Raw genomic sequence first — 18,334 nt, forward strand, 5'->3', positions numbered from 1 at the left:
TCCCCCTCCGAAGAAATTTGGCGGTATTATTCGAAGGGGATTTATTCGACGGGGAGTGGGTCAATTCTTTTTCGGCGATCCTGGGTCAATTATAGACCGGCGGTAACAGTAATTTGATATAAACCCTTCCGGGTCTGAAAGGAACAGACGGATGCCGTCGCCAAATAAGATACTGCGACTCAAATATGAAATCCGGTCCCCTGGGATATGAGCTTATTTATCTAATTAGCTTAAATGAAAGGCTATATGTGTCTGATCCATCTCTCTATACATTAATTGAATGGGAGTTTTGTTTATATTAAATACTAATGTCTCATCAATATATTCAGTTCTGAACTGGATGTAATCTTCAGTGACGGAAACAGGGTGTATTGGATATTGAAAAGGTGCTCCATGCATTTTAGTCACACTTAGATATAATTGTCCTCCTTCATAGGTAATTGTTATTTTTCTTTCAGAGTTTTCTATCTGATAGATTCCAATTATGCGCTTAACAACACTTTCATTTAGATCAATTGATGTCGTTACTTCAGGAAATGAGATCGGTACACCAAAAAATAAACGAACTAGGTTTTTTCCGATCCATGTTACCGGAGTAATATTTAGGTTGCTCAAGATAATAACTGTAAGATTATCGTTTACGAATCGAAGAATATTTCCGCAGAAACCATTGATATCCCCATAATGACTAATACAAGTATGATATTTGTTACCGATCTCCAGCTGTTGAACAGCCCATCCGTAACCATAGTTTTCCAGATGAGGAGTAAACATAGATTGGAGTGACTCATATGATACGAGTTTATTTGTATATAAAGCCTGATCCCAGCGATATAAGTCCTCGACTGTAGAATACAACCCATATCCCCCGACAGGAATGGACATGTCCATGTGTTCTGTATGAATTATCTCTTTCCAGACAGAATATCCTGAAGCAAGATTATGGACTATCGTACGACCATCATCTACACCCGTGTCATTCATTTTAAGCGGGCCAAAAATGTAACGATTTAGAAAACTGGCATAGGATTGCTTAGAAAGTCGTTCAATCATCTTAGTAAGTAAAATGTAGGACGATGTACAATAAGAAAACCGTTCTCCGGGTATAAACTCCAGAGGAAGATTCTTGAATAAATCGATGGTTTGATCCAAAGTAGAAGGCAATCGCATAATCCTGGTCCAGTAATCCGGGAATTTAACAAAATCAGGAATGCCGGAAGTGTGTGTAAGCAAGTGATGGATCGTGATTTGATCACCTTTGGGAAAGTCGGGAATATAATTACGAATGGGTTCTAACACCGATAGTAGTCCCTGTTCTTGCAGCTGAAGAACAGCCATGGCTGTAAAACCTTTAGTGATGGAGCCAATTCGATATTTAGTTTGAGGTGTATTCGGTACAGTATGTTCTATATTACTCCAACCATAACCACGGCTTAGTAAAATTTCTCTTTTTAACCTACTAATACAGATCCATTAAAATAACGATTTTCTTCTAACTTACTCATATAGTTTTCTAATTGGGAAATAATCGCTTTCAAATAGCATCCACTCCTGATTCGAAATGTTTTGGGAAAACTGTTTTTTGGAAGCGTCTTTGCGCTATTCAGATCAGATTTCGCTCTTTTACCCCTGAAAGGCACTGAGCCGTTTTATCAGCAGTTCCAGCCTTTTCCGGAGTTCTTGAACCTTCCGTTATCAAACTTGTACTCACCTTCATCCAACATCGAATATTCTATGTAACAATAACATTTGATGATAAACATTTGTTCTCCTGCTACAAACACAAAAAAGCCATTGAGTCTGTAAAGTACTGCTTCATAGACTCAATGGCTTTTTGCTTGACGGGCAAGGGCAGGGTTCTTTTGTCAGAAGAGGAGCTCTTCCAGCTCATCCAATTTCGTTTCAAATGTTTTTAGCGCTTGCTTGATCGGCTCTGCCGTCGTCATGTCAACGCCGGCTTTTTTCAGCACTTCGATCGGATAATCGGAGCTGCCCGCCTTCAGGAAAGAGAGATAGCGGTCCACAGCCGGTTTGCCTTCGCTCAAGATCTGGCTGGACAGAGCCGCCGCTGCACTGAAGCCGGTTGCGTATTGATAAACATAATAATTGTAATAGAAATGGGGGATGCGCGCCCATTCCAGTCCGATTTCCTTGTCACTGACGATTTCGTCTCCGTAGTACTTCCGGTTTAACTCATAATAAAGAGTTGTCAGCAAGTCAGGGGTCAGCGCTTCACCGTCTTGGGCTTTTTGATGGATCAAGTGTTCAAACTCGGCAAACATCGTCTGGCGGAATACCGTCCCGCGGAAAGAATCCAGATAATGATTGAGAAGATATAACCGTTTTTGTTTGTCATTTGTGGTCTTGAGCAGATGGTCGTTCAAAAGTGCTTCATTGCAAGTGGAAGCAACTTCCGCTACAAAAATCGTATAATCGCCGTAAACAAAAGGCTGGTGCTTCCGGGTGTAGTAACTGTGGACGGAATGACCGAATTCATGTGCCAGCGTAAACAGATTGTCCATGTTGTCCTGCCAGTTCATCAAAATATAAGGCGAGGTTCCGTATGCGCCGGAAGAATAGGCTCCGCTGCGTTTGCCCTTATTTTCATAAACATCGACCCACCGGTTTTCGTATGCTTCCTTCAGGATGGAAATATATTCATCCCCCAACACATTTAAGCCTTCGAGGAGAATCTGCTGTGCTTCCGGATAGGTCACTTTCCATTTCACATCTTTTACCAGCGGTGTATAAATATCGTACATGTGAAGTTCCGGAAGCCCGAGAGCGCGCTTGCGGATCGAAACATAGCGGTGCAGAAGGTGAAGATGGTCATTCACCGTTTCCACCAGTTGATCATATACTTTTTCCGGAATGTGGTTGGATGACAGGGCAGCCTGTCTCGCCGATTGGTAACGGCGCGCCTTGGCGAAGAAATTATTTTTCTTCACCGCCCCGCTCAGCGTGCTGGCAAAGGTGTTTTTATATTTATTGTAAGTGGCGTAAAGCCCCATAAAAGCATCTTTGCGCACCCGGCGGTCGCTGCTCTCCATAAACTGGATGAACCGCCCGTGAGTAATCTCCACTTCGTCTCCTTCTTCATCAATGATGGTCGGAAAGCGAAGATCGGCATTGTTCAGCATGCCGAATGTATTGGCTGAGGAACGCATCACATCGCTGGCCTGCGCAAGAAGCGCTTCTTCCGGTTCGGACAGGACATGAGGCCTTTTTTGGTTGATTTGATCCAATGCGTGTTTGTATAGTTGCAATTCCTTGTTTTCCTGAATAAAGGATTGTAATTTTTGCTCACTGATGCTCAGAATTTCCGGAACCATGAAAGACATTTCGCTTGCCGCATCGGAATACAGCCGTTTTGCCCGGTCATTCAGAGCCTGGAAATAGGAGTTGGTGGTGTCCTGATCATAACGCATGTGCGCGTATGTATAAAGCTTTCCCAAGCGGTAGAGCACATGGTCCTGAAATTTGAGGGCGGCCAAGAGCGTTTCGGATGAAGTGCCAAGTTTTCCTTTGTATTGGGATATTTTGGGCAACAGTTCTTTTACTTGGTCGAATTCATCGTTCCAACTTTGGTCGCTGTCGAAAATATCTTCAAGCCGCCAGGTGTATTCCACCGGGATTTCGGATCGTTGGGGTAATTGCTTGCTATTTTGCTTTGTCATCGTCATCCTCCTTCTGGATCGTGAAGGTCACATGTTTATTATACTATTTGTTATCGTAATCAGAAATGATGTGTCCTGTTTTTTCGGGGAAGTCGCGGCGCGGTCCGGTTTCTGAGCGATCAGCATCGCTGGGATCGCTGCATTTTTCGATCGGCCCTTTGGTTTTCCGCACGTCGGGAGCAAGGATTTGCAATTGCCAGCGATTTGATGATTGTGGTATAATCGCTTTGGCTATACTTATTGTAGATACATCTGTTGGCAAAAGAGTGGGCGCTGACCCACTCTTTGCATTTTGCCGAAGATGTTCTGTCATTAGCCGTTTTTAAGGAGGGTTGGCTTTGAGTCGGCAGGTAACAGAAGCAGTGGAAAAACTGGCAAAGCCGATTTTGGAAGCAGAAGGATTGGAACTGGTCGACGTAGAGTACAAGAAAGAAGGGAACAATTGGTTTTTGCGCATTTTCATTGATCGTGAGGAGCGTCCGGTAGACCTGGATGATTGCAGTCGCGTCAGCGAAAAATTGAGCGATTCTCTGGACGAGGCTGATCCGATTCCGGGTGCCTACATCCTGGAAGTCTCTTCTCCGGGTGCGGAAAGACCCCTGAAAAAAGAAAAAGATTTTCATAAAGCCGTGGGAAAAAATGTGCATATTACGACGTATGAACCGATTGATGGGCAAAAGGTATTTGATGGTGTGTTGAGCCAATACGATGGGGTGCAACTTACCATTCAAGAAAAGAAAAAAAGTTTTCAAATACCGGTTGAAAAAGTGGCAAAAGCCCGCTTGAGTGTCGTGTTCTAAAGCGAAGGGAGGAATGGGACCGATGAATGCCGAGTTCATCGAGGCCCTGGAGCAGTTAGAAAAAGAAAAAGGGATCAGCAAAGATATTTTGATTGAAGCGATTGAAGCTGCATTGATTTCCGGATACAAACGGAATTTCCATTCAGCGCAGAACGTGCGTGTTGACATTAACCGGCAGTCCGGAGAAGTCCGGGTGTTTGCCCGTAAAACAGTGGTGGAAGAGGTTTTGGATTCCCGTCTGGAAATTTCGCAGGATGCGGCAAGGGAGATCGATCCGAACTACCAATTGGGGGATATTGTCGAAATCGAAGTAACGCCCGCCGATTTTGGCCGCATCGCCGCCCAAACGGCGAAACAAGTGGTGACCCAGCGAATTCGCGAAGCAGAGCGGACGGCGATTTACAAAGACTTTGTGGACCGTGAGGAAGACATTATCACGGGGATCGTCCAGCGGGCGGACAGCCGCTATTACTACGTGGATCTGGGACGGGTGGAAGCGCTTCTTCCCCATGCGGAAACGATTCCCGGTGAAAGGTTCAAACACGGTGACCGTGTGAAAGCTTTTATCACCAAAGTAGAGAAATCGACGAAAGGTCCGCAAATCTTTCTTTCCCGCACTCATCCGGGATTGTTGAAACGCCTGTTTGAATTGGAAGTTCCGGAAATTTATGAAGGTATCGTCGAAATCAAGGCGATTGCCCGTGAAGCCGGTTATCGCTCCAAAGTGGCCGTCGCTTCGCACAATCCGGATGTGGATCCGGTCGGAGCTTGTGTGGGGCACCGCGGGGCTCGCGTACAAACGGTTGTCAGCGAGTTGCGGGGTGAAAAAATCGACATTGTGCGTTGGTCTGATCAGATTGATGAGTGGATTGCCAATGCGCTGAGCCCGTCCAAGGTTGTTTCCGTCACCGTTTATGAAGAGGAAAAAATGGCGCGGGTCGTTGTGCCGGATCATCAGCTTTCGCTTGCGATCGGCAAAGAAGGGCAAAACGCCCGCCTGGCCGCCAAATTGACAAATTGGAAAATCGATATTAAAAGTGAATCAGAAGCGGAGAACGATCTGATCGGGGAAGAAGATCCGATTGCAGAAGAAGATCGGACCGCAGAAGAAGAGGCGCATTTGGCTGGCGCAGAGGAAAAAGAAGAAATCCGTGAAATCGAAGATCTTATCAATGAATAAACTGGTGGGGAGGTTGCTCTAAAAAATGAAGCAACGTAAAGTTCCCATGCGCAAGTGCGTTGCATCGCAGGAGATGTTTCCTAAAAAAAGCCTTGTTCGCATTGTGCGCACACCGGAAAATGAGATCGTAATTGATCCGACCGGAAAAAAATCAGGACGCGGTGCTTACTTGTGCGCAAAAATGGAGTATATCGATTTGGCACAGAAAAAGAAAGCATTGGACAGAGCCCTCAAAGTGCAAGTACCATCCGAACTTTATGACCAGCTTCGCGATTATGTAAAAACGCTTGACCCCGGATCAGATGGATAAGATCCTGCAGTTGCTCGGGCTTGCCACGAGGGCGAAAAAGGTAGTGTCCGGAGAAGAATTGGTTTTGCAGGAAGTACGTTCTGGAAGAGCTAAGCTCGTTTTTCTGGCTACGGATGCGGCTAAAAATGCCGAGAAGAAGGTTACAGATAAATGTTCATCCTATGATGTTCCGCTCATTCGTTACGGAACGCGGCAAGAATTGGGGAAAGCGATTGGAAAAGACGAACGAGTGGTTGTAGCCGTGACGGATGCGGGTTTTGCCCGTTCGTTTGCCAAGCTGGTAAGTACTTGACGGGGGTGAATCGATTGGCCAAAATGCGAGTTTACGAGTATGCCAAAAAAATGAAAATTTCCAGTAAAGAGATGCTCAATCTGTTGGAACAGGTTGGCATGAAGGTGAACAACCATATGAGCGTACTGGATGAAGGAATGATCCAGAAAGTGGAACAACACATGAATAAAGAAGGGGGAGCCCCTTCGGAAGCAAAAGAGAAGGCTCAGGGAGAGAAGAAAGTGAAACAACAAGCGAAAAATCAAAACCAGTCAGGTTCAAGAAGCCAAAGGCCGTCGGGAAATAAGAGAAATTCGCGTCCAAACCGGCCGAACCAGAGACAAAATCAGCCGAAATCGCCAGGGCGTCAGCCGCGGATTTCCGCCGCCGAGGAAGTCCAAAAGTCCGCCGGCTTCATGGCAAAGGATAAAGTGGAGCAGCCGAAGCGCGCGAAAAAAGAAGATCCGAAAAAAGGCCGTTTCAGCAAATTAAAAGACGATCCGCCCAAAGACTTTGCCATCGGGCGCGGGAAAGGGCGCAACCGTAAAAAAGGGGACCGCAAGGGAGAAAACCGGGAAAAACAAGCTCCGGTTCTGCCCAAGGAAATCACCGTTTCCGGCCCGCTCACAGTGGCTGACTTTGCCAAACTGTTGCGCCGGGAAGCATCCGCGGTGATCAAGAAGCTGATTTCCCACGGCGTCATGGCAACCATCAACCAGGAAATCGATGTAGAGACGATGAGCGTGATCGCGGAAGAGTTTGATGTCACCGTCATTTACAAAGAAGAAGTGGATGAATCCAATTTTGAAGAGCAAGAAGAAGTGGATGCACCTGAGGATTTGGTGGAACGTCCGCCGGTTGTCACCATCATGGGCCACGTCGATCACGGTAAAACCACGTTGCTCGATCAGATCCGCAACAGTAACGTCACCGCGGGGGAAGCAGGCGGAATTACCCAGCATATCGGCGCTTATCAGGTAGAAGTAAACGGCAAGAAAATTACCTTCCTGGATACTCCGGGGCACGCCGCCTTTACGACCATGCGGGCACGTGGTGCACAAGTGACAGATATCACCATCTTGGTCGTCGCTGCCGATGATGGCGTGATGTCGCAGACAATCGAAGCGGTCAACCATGCCAAAGCGGCAAATGTGCCGATTATCGTCGCGGTGAACAAAATGGATAAACCGGGTGTCAATCCTGACCGGGTTAAGCAGCAGCTGATGGAGCACGGCCTGGTTCCCGAAGAATGGGGCGGGGATACCATCTTCGTTCCTGTTTCCGCTTTGACGGGAAACGGAATTGAAGATCTCCTCGAGATGGTCTTGCTCGTGGCTGAAGTACAAGAGCTGAAAGCAAATCCGAATAAACGTGCCCGCGGCGTCGTCATCGAAGCAGAGCTTGATAAGGGGCGCGGAGCGGTTGCGACGGTTCTCGTACAAAACGGTACACTGAAGGTGGGAGACGGAATTGTCGCCGGCAATTATTTCGGCAAAATCCGGGCGATGATCAACGATCGCGGTCGCCGCATTAAAACCGCACCGCCGTCCACTCCGGTCGAGATTTTGGGTTTGCCTGATGTTCCAAGCCCGGGAGACCAGTTCATGGTGTTTGAAGATGAGAAAAAAGGGCGGGCCATCGCCGAGAAACGGATGCAGAAGCGAATCGAGGAAGAGCGTGGCGCCAGCAGCCGTGTCAGCCTGGATGACCTCTTCAAACAGATCAAAGAGGGCGAAGTGAAAGATCTCAATATTATCATCAAGGCAGACGTTCAGGGTTCGGCAGAAGCGCTGAAAAGTTCACTGGAAAAAATCGATGTGGAAGGCGTGAACGTAAAAATCATTCACTCCGGTGTCGGAGCGATCAGCGAATCGGATATCATCCTGGCGTCGGCATCCAATGCGATTGTGATCGGGTTTAACGTCCGTCCCGAACCCAATGCCCGTTCCATGGCCGAACAGGAAAAAGTGGATATTCGCTTGCACCGGGTCATTTATAATGTAATTGAAGAAATCGAAGCGGCCATGAAAGGAATGCTCGATCCGGAGTTTGAAGAAAAAGTGGTCGGTTCGGCCGAAGTTCGGCAAATTTTCAAAGTGTCCAAAGTGGGAACCATCGCCGGCTGTTATGTCATCGAAGGCAAGATCGTTCGCGATGGAAATGCCCGCATCATCCGCGATGGGGTTGTTATTCACGATGGCAAACTGGATACGCTCAAACGCTTTAAAGATGATGTAAAAGAGGTTGCACAGGGGTATGAATGTGGTTTAACCCTGCAAAACTATAATGACATCAAAGAAGGCGACCTTATCGAAGTATATGTGATTGAAGAAGTGGAACGGAAGTAATGAGCGTCATCGGCCTACTGGAGATCAAAGGGCGGGTGATTGCTTCCGCTTCCCTCAAAGATAAACGCCGTGTCATCAAGAGTGTGCAAGCCAAGGTTCGCAACAAATTCAATCTATCGGTGGCGGAAACGGGAAAACAAGATGATCGCCAGTTGACGGAAATCGCTGTCGTCGGTGTGGGCAGCAGCAGGAAAGTGGTTGAACAGGAACTGCAGCAGGCGCTTCGCCTCATCGAGAATTTCGATGAGCTAGAGATTTACGATGCTGTCGTCACATATGTGTAACTCAAGAGTGTTAGGAGGTTTTGAAGGTGGCACGCATTCGGGTAAGCCGTGTCGGCGAACAGGTAAAGAAAGAGCTGAGCCAAATCATTCAGCAAGAGATCAAAGATCCGCGCATCGGCTTTGTCACCATCACCAGGGTGGAAATGACGGGCGACTTGCAAATTGCCAAAGTGTATATCAGCGTATTGGGAAGCGCTCAAGAAAAAGGAGAAACGCTGTCCGCACTGGAAAAAGCCAAAGGTTATATCCGTTCGGAAATCGGGCGCCGCATCCGGTTGCGCCACGTTCCCGAGCTGCTGTTTGTGATGGATGAGTCGCTGGAGCACAGCGAACACATTTCCCGCTTGCTTTACGAAGTGAAAACAGAGGGGACTAAAGAATAATGGTGTGGTTTGAGTCTCTTCAACATTTCATCAGCGAAGCGGATCAAGTGCTGATTGTATCTCATGTCAATCCGGATGGAGATGCAGTCAGCTCCACCCTTGCCGCAGGATACCTGTTGAAAAGATGGGGCAAACAGGTGACAATGGTGAATGAATCCCCCGTTCCCAAGAAATTTTTCATCCTGGAGGGAACAAAAGAGATCGTTTCCACTGATCAGATTAGCGGGCGCTTTCGTCATGTGATCGCGCTCGATTGTGCTGATCGGGAACGGATGGGCAACATCCGGCAGTTGCTCGCAGAAGATGCCTTCATCATCAATATTGATCATCATGCGACCAATGAACGCTTTGGAGATGTCAACATCGTCGTGCCCGATGCGGCGGCGACGGTTGAGATTCTGTTCGATTGGGTTGAACAGGCGGGGGTTTCCCTGGATCAACGGCTGGCCAGTTATCTTTATACCGGTTTATTGACTGATACCGGCGGATTTCGCTATTCCAACACCACCCCCAAAGTCCTGAGAATTGCCGCACAGCTGGTGGATACGGGCATCGAGTCCCACAAAATCGCCGATGCCGTTCTTGAAACGGTGACCATCGAACAGCTTCAATTGCTGCAAAAAGCGCTCTCCAGCCTGCGCCGATCCGATGACGGGCTTGTGGCTTGGATGAGTTTGAGCAGGAAGGATACGGACGCTTTTTTGCAGTCACATGAAGATCTGGATGGCATTGTGAATTACGCCCGAAACATCTTGGGGGTTGATGTCGGAATCCTGTTCCGGGAAACGGAGGACGGGACGGTAAAAGTGAGTTTGCGGTCCCGGGAGTTCGTCGATGTCGGAAAGGTGGCCAAAGCGTTTGGCGGCGGTGGACATGCCCGGGCAGCCGGATGCACCTTTCACGGTTCGCTCAAGGAAGCGGAAGAAAAAATGCTTCCCCGCCTTCGCCTGGAACTGGAGTGTGAAAAAAGATGACATGCCACGGGATTTTGCCGGTATTTAAGCCAAAAGGGCTCACTTCCCACGACGTTGTGGCCAAAGTGAGGCGTTTGGCAGGACAAAAAAAAGTGGGACATACAGGCACGCTTGATCCGGAAGTGGAGGGCGTGCTGCCTGTTTGTTTGGGACAAGCGACCCGCATAGCCGAGTATATTCAGGCCATGCCGAAGCGGTACCGCGGTTCGTTTATGGTGGGAATCTCTACCGATACGGAAGACCAGACGGGTGAAATCACGGCAAAGGCAGATTCCGTGGAAAAATTGGATCATCCTTGTGTTGAAGCGATTTTCAGCCGCTTTACAGGAGAGATTGAGCAGGTTCCGCCGATGTATTCTGCGGTAAAGATCAAAGGAAAGAAACTGTATGAACTGGCTCGTGAGGGAAAAGAGATTGAGCGTCCTTCGCGGAAAGTCTTCATTTATGAACTGCATCTGCTGGGGATCGAAGATACACCTTATCCCAAGATTTCGTTTGATGTCCTGTGTTCCAAAGGGACTTATGTCCGTACGCTTTGCGTCGATCTCGGACGAGCGCTCGGTTACCCTGCCCACATGACAGGGCTTGTCCGCACGCAAAGCGGTCCGTTTCACTTGGAAGATTGCTGGATGTTGGAAGAACTCGCCCAGGCGGCAGAGCAGCAAAAGCTGGGAGAATATCTCGTTTCCCCCGGCGATGCGCTCAGCTTATGGCCATCGCTGGTTGTTGGTGATGAAGATGTCAAACGCGTCCTGGACGGTTGGGAACTTCGGTTTTCAGGCTTGCCTGCATCGGGAAGCCTGGTGCGGGTTTACTCGGAATCCGGACGATTTTGTGCTTTGTATCGAGTGATGCCCGGCGGATTGGCGAAACCGGAAAAAGTGTTTCGGGAAGTGGAATGTTGATGGAAACGATATTTTTAACTTATCCGATTGAGAAACAAGATCCAAAAGCGCAAAAAATTGTGCTTGCGATCGGTTATTTTGACGGTGTGCATCTCGGGCATCAGGCTGTGATCAAGGAAGCGGTCATGCTGGCTAAAGAACTGGATGCGGTGCCGGCGGTCATGACGTTTCATCCCCATCCGCGAGAGGTGTTGGGGCAGGCGGGCGTGAATCGCTACCTGACTCCGCTTCCGGCCAAGCTGGATCAGTTTGCGAAGTTGGGAGTACAGCGAACGTATGTTATAAAATTCGACCTTGATTTTGCCTCGCTCAAGAAGGAAGATTTTGTGGAGAAAGTATTGCATCCGCTGGGGGTCAAAGGGATTGTCACCGGCTTTAATTTTACGTTTGGCCGATGTGCCGCCGGAAAGGCGTCCGACCTCCCGCTTCTCGTCCGGGGCCGGTTTGTGACGCGCATTGTTGAGCCGATCTTGTCAGGAGAAATCGCCGCATCCAGCACCCGCTTGCGTCAGGCGCTGGATGCGGGAGATGTAGAAGTTGCCTGCCGAATTCTGGGCCGTCCCTATGAGCTGAAAGGGAAAGTGGTGACCGGGGACCAGAGAGGACGGAAGATCGGTTTTCCCACTGCCAACCTCGATTTGCTTGATCCTTATCTTGTGCCCAAACGGGGCGTATACATCGTCAGTGCTTCAGTCGGCGGTGAAAAATCATATGGGATTATGAATATCGGGGTTCGTCCCACCTTTGCGGACCCGGTTCCCCGCGAGAGCCTGGAAGTTCATCTTCTGGGGAAAAATGTGCAGTTATATGGACAGATTTTATCAGTGGAATTCCTCTCATTTATCCGGGAAGAGAAGAAGTTTCCCTCTGTGGACGAATTAATTAAGCAAATTCAGTCCGATCGGGAATACGCGGAGAACTGGCTGAAAGAATTTGTAGAATAATGGTTATTGTACTCCGTGCTTTCCTGTGATATACTTATCCGGTGTCAGCAGGCGCTGTCTGCTGGGTTTAACCCTGGCTCGGTGGATCGATGCCTCGGCGATACTCTGGGTCACGGGGGTTTTAGCAAAAGGAGGATACACAATGGCATTGACAAACGAACGCAAAAAAGAAATCATTGACCAATTTAAAAAGCATGAAGGAGATACCGGATCTCCGGAAGTGCAAATTGCGATTTTGACCCATCGCATCAATGAGCTGAACGCTCACCTGAAAGACCACAAAAAAGATCATCATTCCCGCCGTGGTCTTTTGAAAATGGTAGGGCAACGCCGTAATTTGCTCAACTACCTGAAGAACAAAGACATTACCCGTTATCGCGAGCTGATTGAAAAACTCGGATTGCGTCGATAGCCAAAAAGTGGGGCATTTGCCCCGCTTTTTAACTTATTGTCTTTTAAAATGACCGGAGAAGGATCATAATGTACATATGAAGAATTATGGATTGTTTATGTACGTTTTCGAGAGGAGGAAAATACTGTAACATGGAACCGGCAATATTTGAAACGATGCTCGCAGGTCGTAAACTGATCTTAGAAGTTGGAAAATTTGCTGGTCAGGCAAATGGTTCCGTCATGGTTCGCTATGGGGAGACGGCGGTTTTGGCCACAGCCGTAGCTTCCAAGGAGCCGCGGGACACGGATTTTTTCCCGCTCACGGTCAATTATGAAGAGCGGTTGTATGCAGTAGGAAAAATCCCGGGCGGTTTTATCAAACGCGAAGGACGGCCCAGTGAAAAAGCGATTCTTGCTTCAAGGCTGATCGACCGTCCGATCCGTCCGCTTTTTGATGAAGGGTTTCGCCATGAAGTCCAAGTGGTGACAACCGTGATGTCGGTCGATCAGGATTGTTCCTCTGAGATTGCTGCTCTGATCGGGGCCTCGGCAGCACTTTCCATTTCCGACATTCCTTTTAAAGGGCCGATCGGCGGTGTCGTGGTCGGCAGGGTCGACGGGAAGTTCGTCATCAATCCGACAGTGGAGCAGATGGAAAAATCGGAAATGCACCTGGTCGTGGCCGGCACCAAAGACGGAATCAACATGGTGGAAGCCGGATCTGATGAAATCCCCGAATCGGTGATCTTGGAAGGGATTCTTTTCGGCCATGAGGTAATCAAAGAGCTGGTTGCCTTCCAGGAACAGATTGTGAGCCAAGTGGGTCTTCCAAAAATGGAGACACAGCTGTATCAGGTGGATGAAACCATCAACCAGCGGGTACGCGAACTGGCAACTTCGGCGATCATTGACGCGGTTCAGGTGACGGAAAAGCAGGCGCGCCAAGATGCGATTGACCAAGTGAAAGAACAGGTGGCACAGCAATTGGCGCAAGAGATGGCCGAGGAGGAATATGCGGAAAAAGAAAGCGAGATTTTCCACGTATTCGATCAGATCGTAAAAGAACAAGTACGCCGTCTTATCTTGGAAGAAGAAAAGCGGCCGGATGGACGGAAATACGACGAGATCCGCCCTCTGTCCAGCGAAATCGATATTCTGCCCCGCACGCACGGTTCCGGGTTGTTCAAACGGGGACAGACGCAGGTTCTCAGCGTTTGTACCTTGGGTGCGCTCGGTGATGTGCAGATTTTGGACGGGCTTGATCTGGAAGAGTCCAAGCGGTTTATGCATCATTATAATTTCCCTCCTTTCAGCGTGGGCGAAGCGAAACCGATTCGTGCACCCGGACGCAGGGAGATCGGACATGGTGCTTTGGGGGAACGGGCCCTGGAACCGGTGATCCCCTCCGAAGAGGTATTCCCGTATACGATTCGCCTTGTTTCCGAAGTTTTGGAATCAAACGGTTCCACTTCCCAAGCGAGCATTTGTGCATCCACCCTCGCCTTGATGAGTGCCGGGGTGCCAATTAAAGCGCCGGTGGCCGGGATTGCCATGGGATTGGTCAAAGAGGGAGACAATGTGGTTGTCCTGACTGACATCCAAGGCATGGAAGACCATCTCGGCGATATGGATTTCAAGGTGGCGGGTACCCGAAAAGGGGTAACAGCGCTGCAAATGGATATTAAAATTGAAGGGATCGACCGGGAGATCCTGGAGCGCGCCCTTGATCAAGCGCGGAAAGCGCGCCTGTTTATCCTGGATCATATGGCCGAAGTGATTTCCGAACCGAGAAAAGAGCTCTCGCCGTATGCGCCCAAGATCCTCACAATGAAAATTCATCCTGACAAAATTCGCGATGTGATTGGCCCGAGCGGTCGCGTCATCAATAAAATTATCGAGGAGACCGGCGTCAAGATCGATATTGAGCAAGACGGACGCATTTACATCGCTTCGCCCGATCCCACACAAAATGAACGGGCAAAACAGATCATTGAAGATCTGGTGCGCGAAGTCGCCGTGGGAGAAACCTATCTCGGCAAAGTGAAGCGCGTGGAAAAATACGGCGCATTTGTGGAACTCTTCCCTGGAAAAGAGGGGCTTGTCCATATTTCCCAATTGGATATCAACCGTGTGGGCAAGGTGAGCGATGTAGTCAAGGTCGGTGATTCGATCATGGTGAAAGTGACAGAGATCGACGACCAAGGCCGGATTAACTTATCCCGGAAAGTGCTTCTGAAGGAGCAGGCGGATAAGAAAAAAGAATCGTGACAGGGAAGCAACAAAAGAGTCAGAGCGATCTGTCTCTTTTTTTACGTTTTCAGGGGAAGAATAGGAAGATGCCTGCCCGCATATGGTAGGAAAAAAGGAGGTGACAAGCCTTGTTTCCGATCCGGGCGGCATCCATACTCTTGTCTGTTGTTTTTATGGTCGTCTTGGTGCAAACACCAGTGATCGAATCTTATGTGACATCTGTGAAAAATCATAAATCAATACAGGTATTTCATTATTTTGATGAAGAAAACCCGCTTTATGAACGGGTGAAAAAAGAGGCAGCCAAGTATTACATAAAACCGATTGATGCACGGGTTGATCGGGTATGGAAAGCGATTCCCGGCCTAAATGGCAGGGAAGTGAACATAGAAGAAACGGTGCGACGGACTCTCAGACAAAAAGATCAGTCGAAAATCGTTTGGGTTTATCGGGAGATTCCCCCGAAAGTCTCTTTGAGCGATCTCGGTCCCCAACCGGTTTACCGTGGGAATGAACGAAAAAAAACGGTTGCTTTGATGGTGAATGTGGCCTGGGGCACGGAATATATTCCTGACATGCTAAAGATATTGAAAGAGGAAAAGGTAAAAGCCACATTTTTTCTTGATGGTTCGTGGCTGGAAAAAAATCCGGACATGGCACGGCGAATCGCAGCCGACGGGCATGAGATCGGCAATCACGCTTATTCGCATCCGTTGATGAGCAAAATTAGCAGGAATCAAATGGAACGGGAAATCGGGAAAACCGAGTCCCTGATTGAGCGAACGTTGAACACCAAAAGCAAATGGTTTGCTCCTCCCGCAGGTGATTTTAACCGGATGGTATGTGAAGTCGCAGCCAAGCACCAGCTGCAAACGGTTTTATGGACTGTTGACACTGTCGATTGGCGCAAATCCGTCTCCCCGGGGATGATGGTTACCAAAGTGAAAAGGGAACTCGGACCAGGTCACCTTTTGTTGACGCATCCGACAGACCGGACGGTAAAAGCTTTGCGGCAAATTTTGCGTGAGGGGAAGAGAAAAGGATTAAAATGGACAACGGTCGGTGAAGTTCTTTCATCCAATCGGGCAGATTGATTTGAGCGGATATGCAAGTTTTGTTATAGTATGGATACTGCTTGATTAATGCTCTCTTGCCGTGGATAAGGAGGATCTTACTTGATCGTAAAACATACGTTGCCAAACGGGGTTCGGATCGTCGCCGAGAAAATCCCGCATGTCCGCTCTGTCGCGCTGGGCATCTGGGTGGGTGCGGGTTCAAAAGATGAAAATCAACAAAATAACGGAATTTCCCATTTTATTGAGCACATGATGTTCAAGGGGACGGAAAAAAGATCGGCGAGGCAGCTGGCGGAGGCTTTTGATGCGATCGGCGGCCATGTCAACGCATTTACTTCCAAAGAAATCACCTGCTATTACGGAAAAGTGCTGGATCAACATTTTTCCACCGCTCTGGAAATTCTCACGGATATGTTTTTTGGCTCCGTTTTTGCCGAGGGCGAAATTGAAAAAGAGAAAAAGGTGATTGTTGAGGAAATTCGCATGGTGGAAGATACACCGGACGACTTGGTTCACGATTTGCTGTCGGTCGCCTCACTCGGGAATCACACTCTCAGCTATCCCGTGCTCGGAAATGAGGAGACGGTCCTCCGCTTTACGAGAGAAGCCCTGCTTGAATACAAAAAGGATCATTATACGCCGGACCAGGTGGTGGTTGCGGTGGCCGGGAATCTGCCGGATGATTATTACGACCAAATCGTCGCATCATTTGGCGGATTTCAAGGAAAGTCGGCGGTCAAAGGGACGAATCCCCTCCGATTTGTGCCGGGGGTGAAAGTAAGACAAAAGCCGACGGAACAGACTCATCTCTGCATTGGCCTTCCGGGACTTTCGATTCGGGATTCACGCATTTATACGCTGGTTTTACTTAATAATGTTCTCGGAGGAAACATGAGTTCGCGTTTGTTCCAGGAAATCCGGGAAGAGCGGGGCCTCGCTTATTCTGTTTACTCATATCACTCCGCGCATCGCGATGGGGGCGTGTTTGCCGTTTATGCCGGAACCAAGCATGGCCAGGAAGAAGAAGTGTGCGAATGCATTTGCCAGACACTGGAGCAAGTGAAACGGCATGGATTGACCGCTGATGAATTGAACAAAGCAAAAGAACAGCTGAAAAGCAGTTTGATGTTGGGCTTGGAGAGCACAAACAATCGCATGAGCCGTTTGGGAAGAAATGAGCTTCTGCTGGGAAGGCATCTGTCCATGGATGAAATCGTGGACAGTGTGGAGCGGATTACCTTAAATGATGTCAATGAGCTGGCTTGTGAGCTTTTCACCTCTCCCATGTCGCTGGCTCTCATCTCACCTGACGGTAAAATACCAGAAGGTTTCAGGGAGGAACTCGCTTGATCGGTGTCAAAGTTATTCAACTACAAGGAAACGAAGATTTGCCTCTTCCAACAAAAATGTCCATTGGTTCCAGCGGATTTGACCTTCATGCAGCGGTAAAGGAAACATCCGTGATCGAGCCGGGGAAATGGAAGTTGATCCCTACCGGAATCGCCGTTTCCATGCCGACGGGCCTGGAAGCGCAAGTACGGCCCCGAAGTGGCTTGGCCTTAAAGCAGGGGATCACCGTTCTCAATTCTCCCGGTACGATCGACGCTGACTATCGGGGCGAAATTGGTGTCATTTTGCTTAATTTGGGGGATGAACCGTTTAGCGTTGAACGCGGAGATCGCATTGCTCAGCTTGTCTTCGCAGAGGTGCCGCAGGTATCGTTGGAGATCGTGGAGCAGTTGGATGAAACAGCTCGCGGTGCAGGTGGGTTTGGTCATACCGGCAAATAGGAAGAGGGGATCTTCATGGCTGAAATCTTGCCATGCAAGGCAGTGGAAGAAGAATTGGAGCGGCTCAGGCATGAGCTGTATCAGTTTGTGAGCGGTGAACCCGTTCGCTTGGGAGCTGCGGAAGTCTTGCCGCTTTCCATGAAGTTGGATCTGCTCATCCTCGAAGTGCAAAAAGCCAAAAAAAAGTGTTGTCAATAAAGAAAGTCTGGGGGGCGCATCAGATAATCCCCCGGGCTTTTTTGTGTCAAAGCGCAATGAGGAACGGGTCTGTTCAGGCTTTCCCCCGGATCGTGCTTGCGATAAGAGGAATGTTTATTTTCCCCTGCAACAGCGGGGGGATTTTTCTTATGTTTTGCTTTTTCCGTTCATAAATATGAGGTAAAGAAAGTTTTTTTATCATGCTGAGCAAAAATGGAGGAGAAATATGCGTTGGAGTGAATTTGCCGAAAAGGAATGCATTGATTTGGTTAACGGTGAGCGACTGGGAAACTTTTTGCATGCGGATCTGACTTTTCACCCGCAGACCGGAAAAATCGAATCCATTTTGATCCCGGTGGGTTCCTCGTGGTTCAAAAAGAAATCGCGGCAGATTGAATTATCCTGGCGTCTGGTCAAAAAAGTGGGGCCGGAGATGGTGATCATCAGCACGGCTGAGCAGAAAGGATAAAAAGTGCGGAACCGAATACCCAACACCCTCATATGATGCAAGCAAGGATTGATTAGTTGGCAATGCCTTTTTGTGTACTTAT

19 protein-coding genes are annotated in these 18,334 nt (G+C 48.6%); 17 read left to right on the forward strand and 2 right to left on the reverse strand.

Going from position 1 to position 18,334, the window contains the following annotated elements:
• Positions 1 to 225 precede the first annotated feature (225 nt).
• A complete protein-coding gene (locus JG50_RS18035) occupies positions 226 to 1,470 on the reverse strand; it encodes a serine hydrolase domain-containing protein (RefSeq protein ID WP_081943678.1) in 1,245 nt (414 codons plus the stop codon).
• 395 nt (positions 1,471 to 1,865) lie between these two features.
• Positions 1,866 to 3,677, reverse strand: coding sequence for an oligoendopeptidase F (pepF, locus tag JG50_RS0102855; RefSeq protein WP_033099613.1), 1,812 nt, complete (start codon positions 3,675 to 3,677; stop codon positions 1,866 to 1,868).
• Positions 3,678 to 4,015: 338 nt separating this feature from the next.
• Between pepF and rimP the strand changes: the two genes are divergently transcribed.
• The 17 genes from rimP (at position 4,016) to JG50_RS0102940 (ending at position 18,252) form a co-directional block, all read left to right on the forward strand.
• On the forward strand, positions 4,016 to 4,477 hold the full coding sequence (gene rimP, locus JG50_RS0102860; protein WP_033099614.1) for a ribosome maturation factor RimP: 462 nt from the start codon (positions 4,016 to 4,018) through the stop codon (positions 4,475 to 4,477).
• A gap of 22 nt (positions 4,478 to 4,499) precedes the next feature.
• Positions 4,500 to 5,657, forward strand: a complete 1,158-nt coding sequence (nusA, locus tag JG50_RS0102865) for a transcription termination factor NusA (protein ID WP_033099615.1) — start codon at positions 4,500 to 4,502, stop codon at positions 5,655 to 5,657.
• Positions 5,658 to 5,682: 25 nt separating this feature from the next.
• Positions 5,683 to 5,967 (forward strand): RNase P modulator RnpM, encoded by a 285-nt coding sequence (gene rnpM, locus JG50_RS0102870; protein ID WP_033099616.1) that lies wholly within the window; start codon positions 5,683 to 5,685, stop codon positions 5,965 to 5,967.
• Complete coding sequence (locus tag JG50_RS0102875; RefSeq protein ID WP_033099617.1) at positions 5,960 to 6,259, forward strand: YlxQ family RNA-binding protein; 300 nt, start codon at positions 5,960 to 5,962, stop codon at positions 6,257 to 6,259. Before rnpM ends, JG50_RS0102875 begins: the two co-directional genes overlap by 8 nt.
• A 23-nt stretch (positions 6,260 to 6,282) precedes the next feature.
• Complete coding sequence (gene infB, locus JG50_RS0102880) at positions 6,283 to 8,586, forward strand: translation initiation factor IF-2 (RefSeq protein ID WP_152568468.1); 2,304 nt, start codon at positions 6,283 to 6,285, stop codon at positions 8,584 to 8,586.
• Positions 8,586 to 8,870 (forward strand): DUF503 domain-containing protein, encoded by a 285-nt coding sequence (locus JG50_RS0102885; protein ID WP_033099619.1) that lies wholly within the window; start codon positions 8,586 to 8,588, stop codon positions 8,868 to 8,870. Before infB ends, JG50_RS0102885 begins: the two co-directional genes overlap by 1 nt.
• Before the next feature lie 26 nt (positions 8,871 to 8,896).
• Positions 8,897 to 9,253, forward strand: coding sequence for a 30S ribosome-binding factor RbfA (gene rbfA / locus JG50_RS0102890; protein WP_033099620.1), 357 nt, complete (start codon positions 8,897 to 8,899; stop codon positions 9,251 to 9,253).
• Positions 9,253 to 10,227, forward strand: coding sequence for a DHH family phosphoesterase (locus JG50_RS0102895; protein ID WP_033099621.1), 975 nt, complete (start codon positions 9,253 to 9,255; stop codon positions 10,225 to 10,227). Before rbfA ends, JG50_RS0102895 begins: the two co-directional genes overlap by 1 nt.
• Positions 10,224 to 11,132, forward strand: a complete 909-nt coding sequence (gene truB / locus JG50_RS0102900; protein ID WP_033099622.1) for a tRNA pseudouridine(55) synthase TruB — start codon at positions 10,224 to 10,226, stop codon at positions 11,130 to 11,132. Before JG50_RS0102895 ends, truB begins: the two co-directional genes overlap by 4 nt.
• Positions 11,132 to 12,076, forward strand: a complete 945-nt coding sequence (ribF, locus tag JG50_RS0102905) for a riboflavin biosynthesis protein RibF (RefSeq protein ID WP_033099623.1) — start codon at positions 11,132 to 11,134, stop codon at positions 12,074 to 12,076. Before truB ends, ribF begins: the two co-directional genes overlap by 1 nt.
• A 142-nt stretch (positions 12,077 to 12,218) precedes the next feature.
• Entirely contained in the window at positions 12,219 to 12,488 is a 270-nt protein-coding gene (gene rpsO / locus JG50_RS0102910; RefSeq protein WP_033099624.1) for a 30S ribosomal protein S15, read from the forward strand.
• Positions 12,489 to 12,619: 131 nt separating this feature from the next.
• The gene (pnp, locus tag JG50_RS0102915; protein WP_033099625.1) at positions 12,620 to 14,737 is read left to right on the forward strand and encodes a polyribonucleotide nucleotidyltransferase; all 2,118 of its coding nucleotides are present in this window, start codon (positions 12,620 to 12,622) and stop codon (positions 14,735 to 14,737) included.
• 110 nt (positions 14,738 to 14,847) lie between these two features.
• The gene (locus tag JG50_RS0102920; protein WP_033099626.1) at positions 14,848 to 15,813 is read left to right on the forward strand and encodes a polysaccharide deacetylase family protein; all 966 of its coding nucleotides are present in this window, start codon (positions 14,848 to 14,850) and stop codon (positions 15,811 to 15,813) included.
• A gap of 81 nt (positions 15,814 to 15,894) precedes the next feature.
• On the forward strand, positions 15,895 to 17,145 hold the full coding sequence (locus JG50_RS0102925) for a M16 family metallopeptidase (protein WP_033099627.1): 1,251 nt from the start codon (positions 15,895 to 15,897) through the stop codon (positions 17,143 to 17,145).
• Positions 17,142 to 17,585, forward strand: a complete 444-nt coding sequence (gene dut / locus JG50_RS0102930) for a dUTP diphosphatase (RefSeq protein WP_033099628.1) — start codon at positions 17,142 to 17,144, stop codon at positions 17,583 to 17,585. Before JG50_RS0102925 ends, dut begins: the two co-directional genes overlap by 4 nt.
• Positions 17,586 to 17,600: 15 nt before the next feature.
• Positions 17,601 to 17,783 (forward strand): Spo0E family sporulation regulatory protein-aspartic acid phosphatase, encoded by a 183-nt coding sequence (locus JG50_RS0102935; RefSeq protein WP_033099629.1) that lies wholly within the window; start codon positions 17,601 to 17,603, stop codon positions 17,781 to 17,783.
• Between the two features lie 226 nt (positions 17,784 to 18,009).
• Entirely contained in the window at positions 18,010 to 18,252 is a 243-nt protein-coding gene (locus JG50_RS0102940; RefSeq protein ID WP_033099630.1) for a YlmC/YmxH family sporulation protein, read from the forward strand.
• Positions 18,253 to 18,334: the final 82 nt, after the last annotated feature.

It is taken from the genome of Thermoactinomyces daqus, from assembly GCF_000763315.1.
GTDB lineage: Bacteria > Bacillota > Bacilli > Thermoactinomycetales > Thermoactinomycetaceae > Thermoactinomyces_A > Thermoactinomyces_A daqus.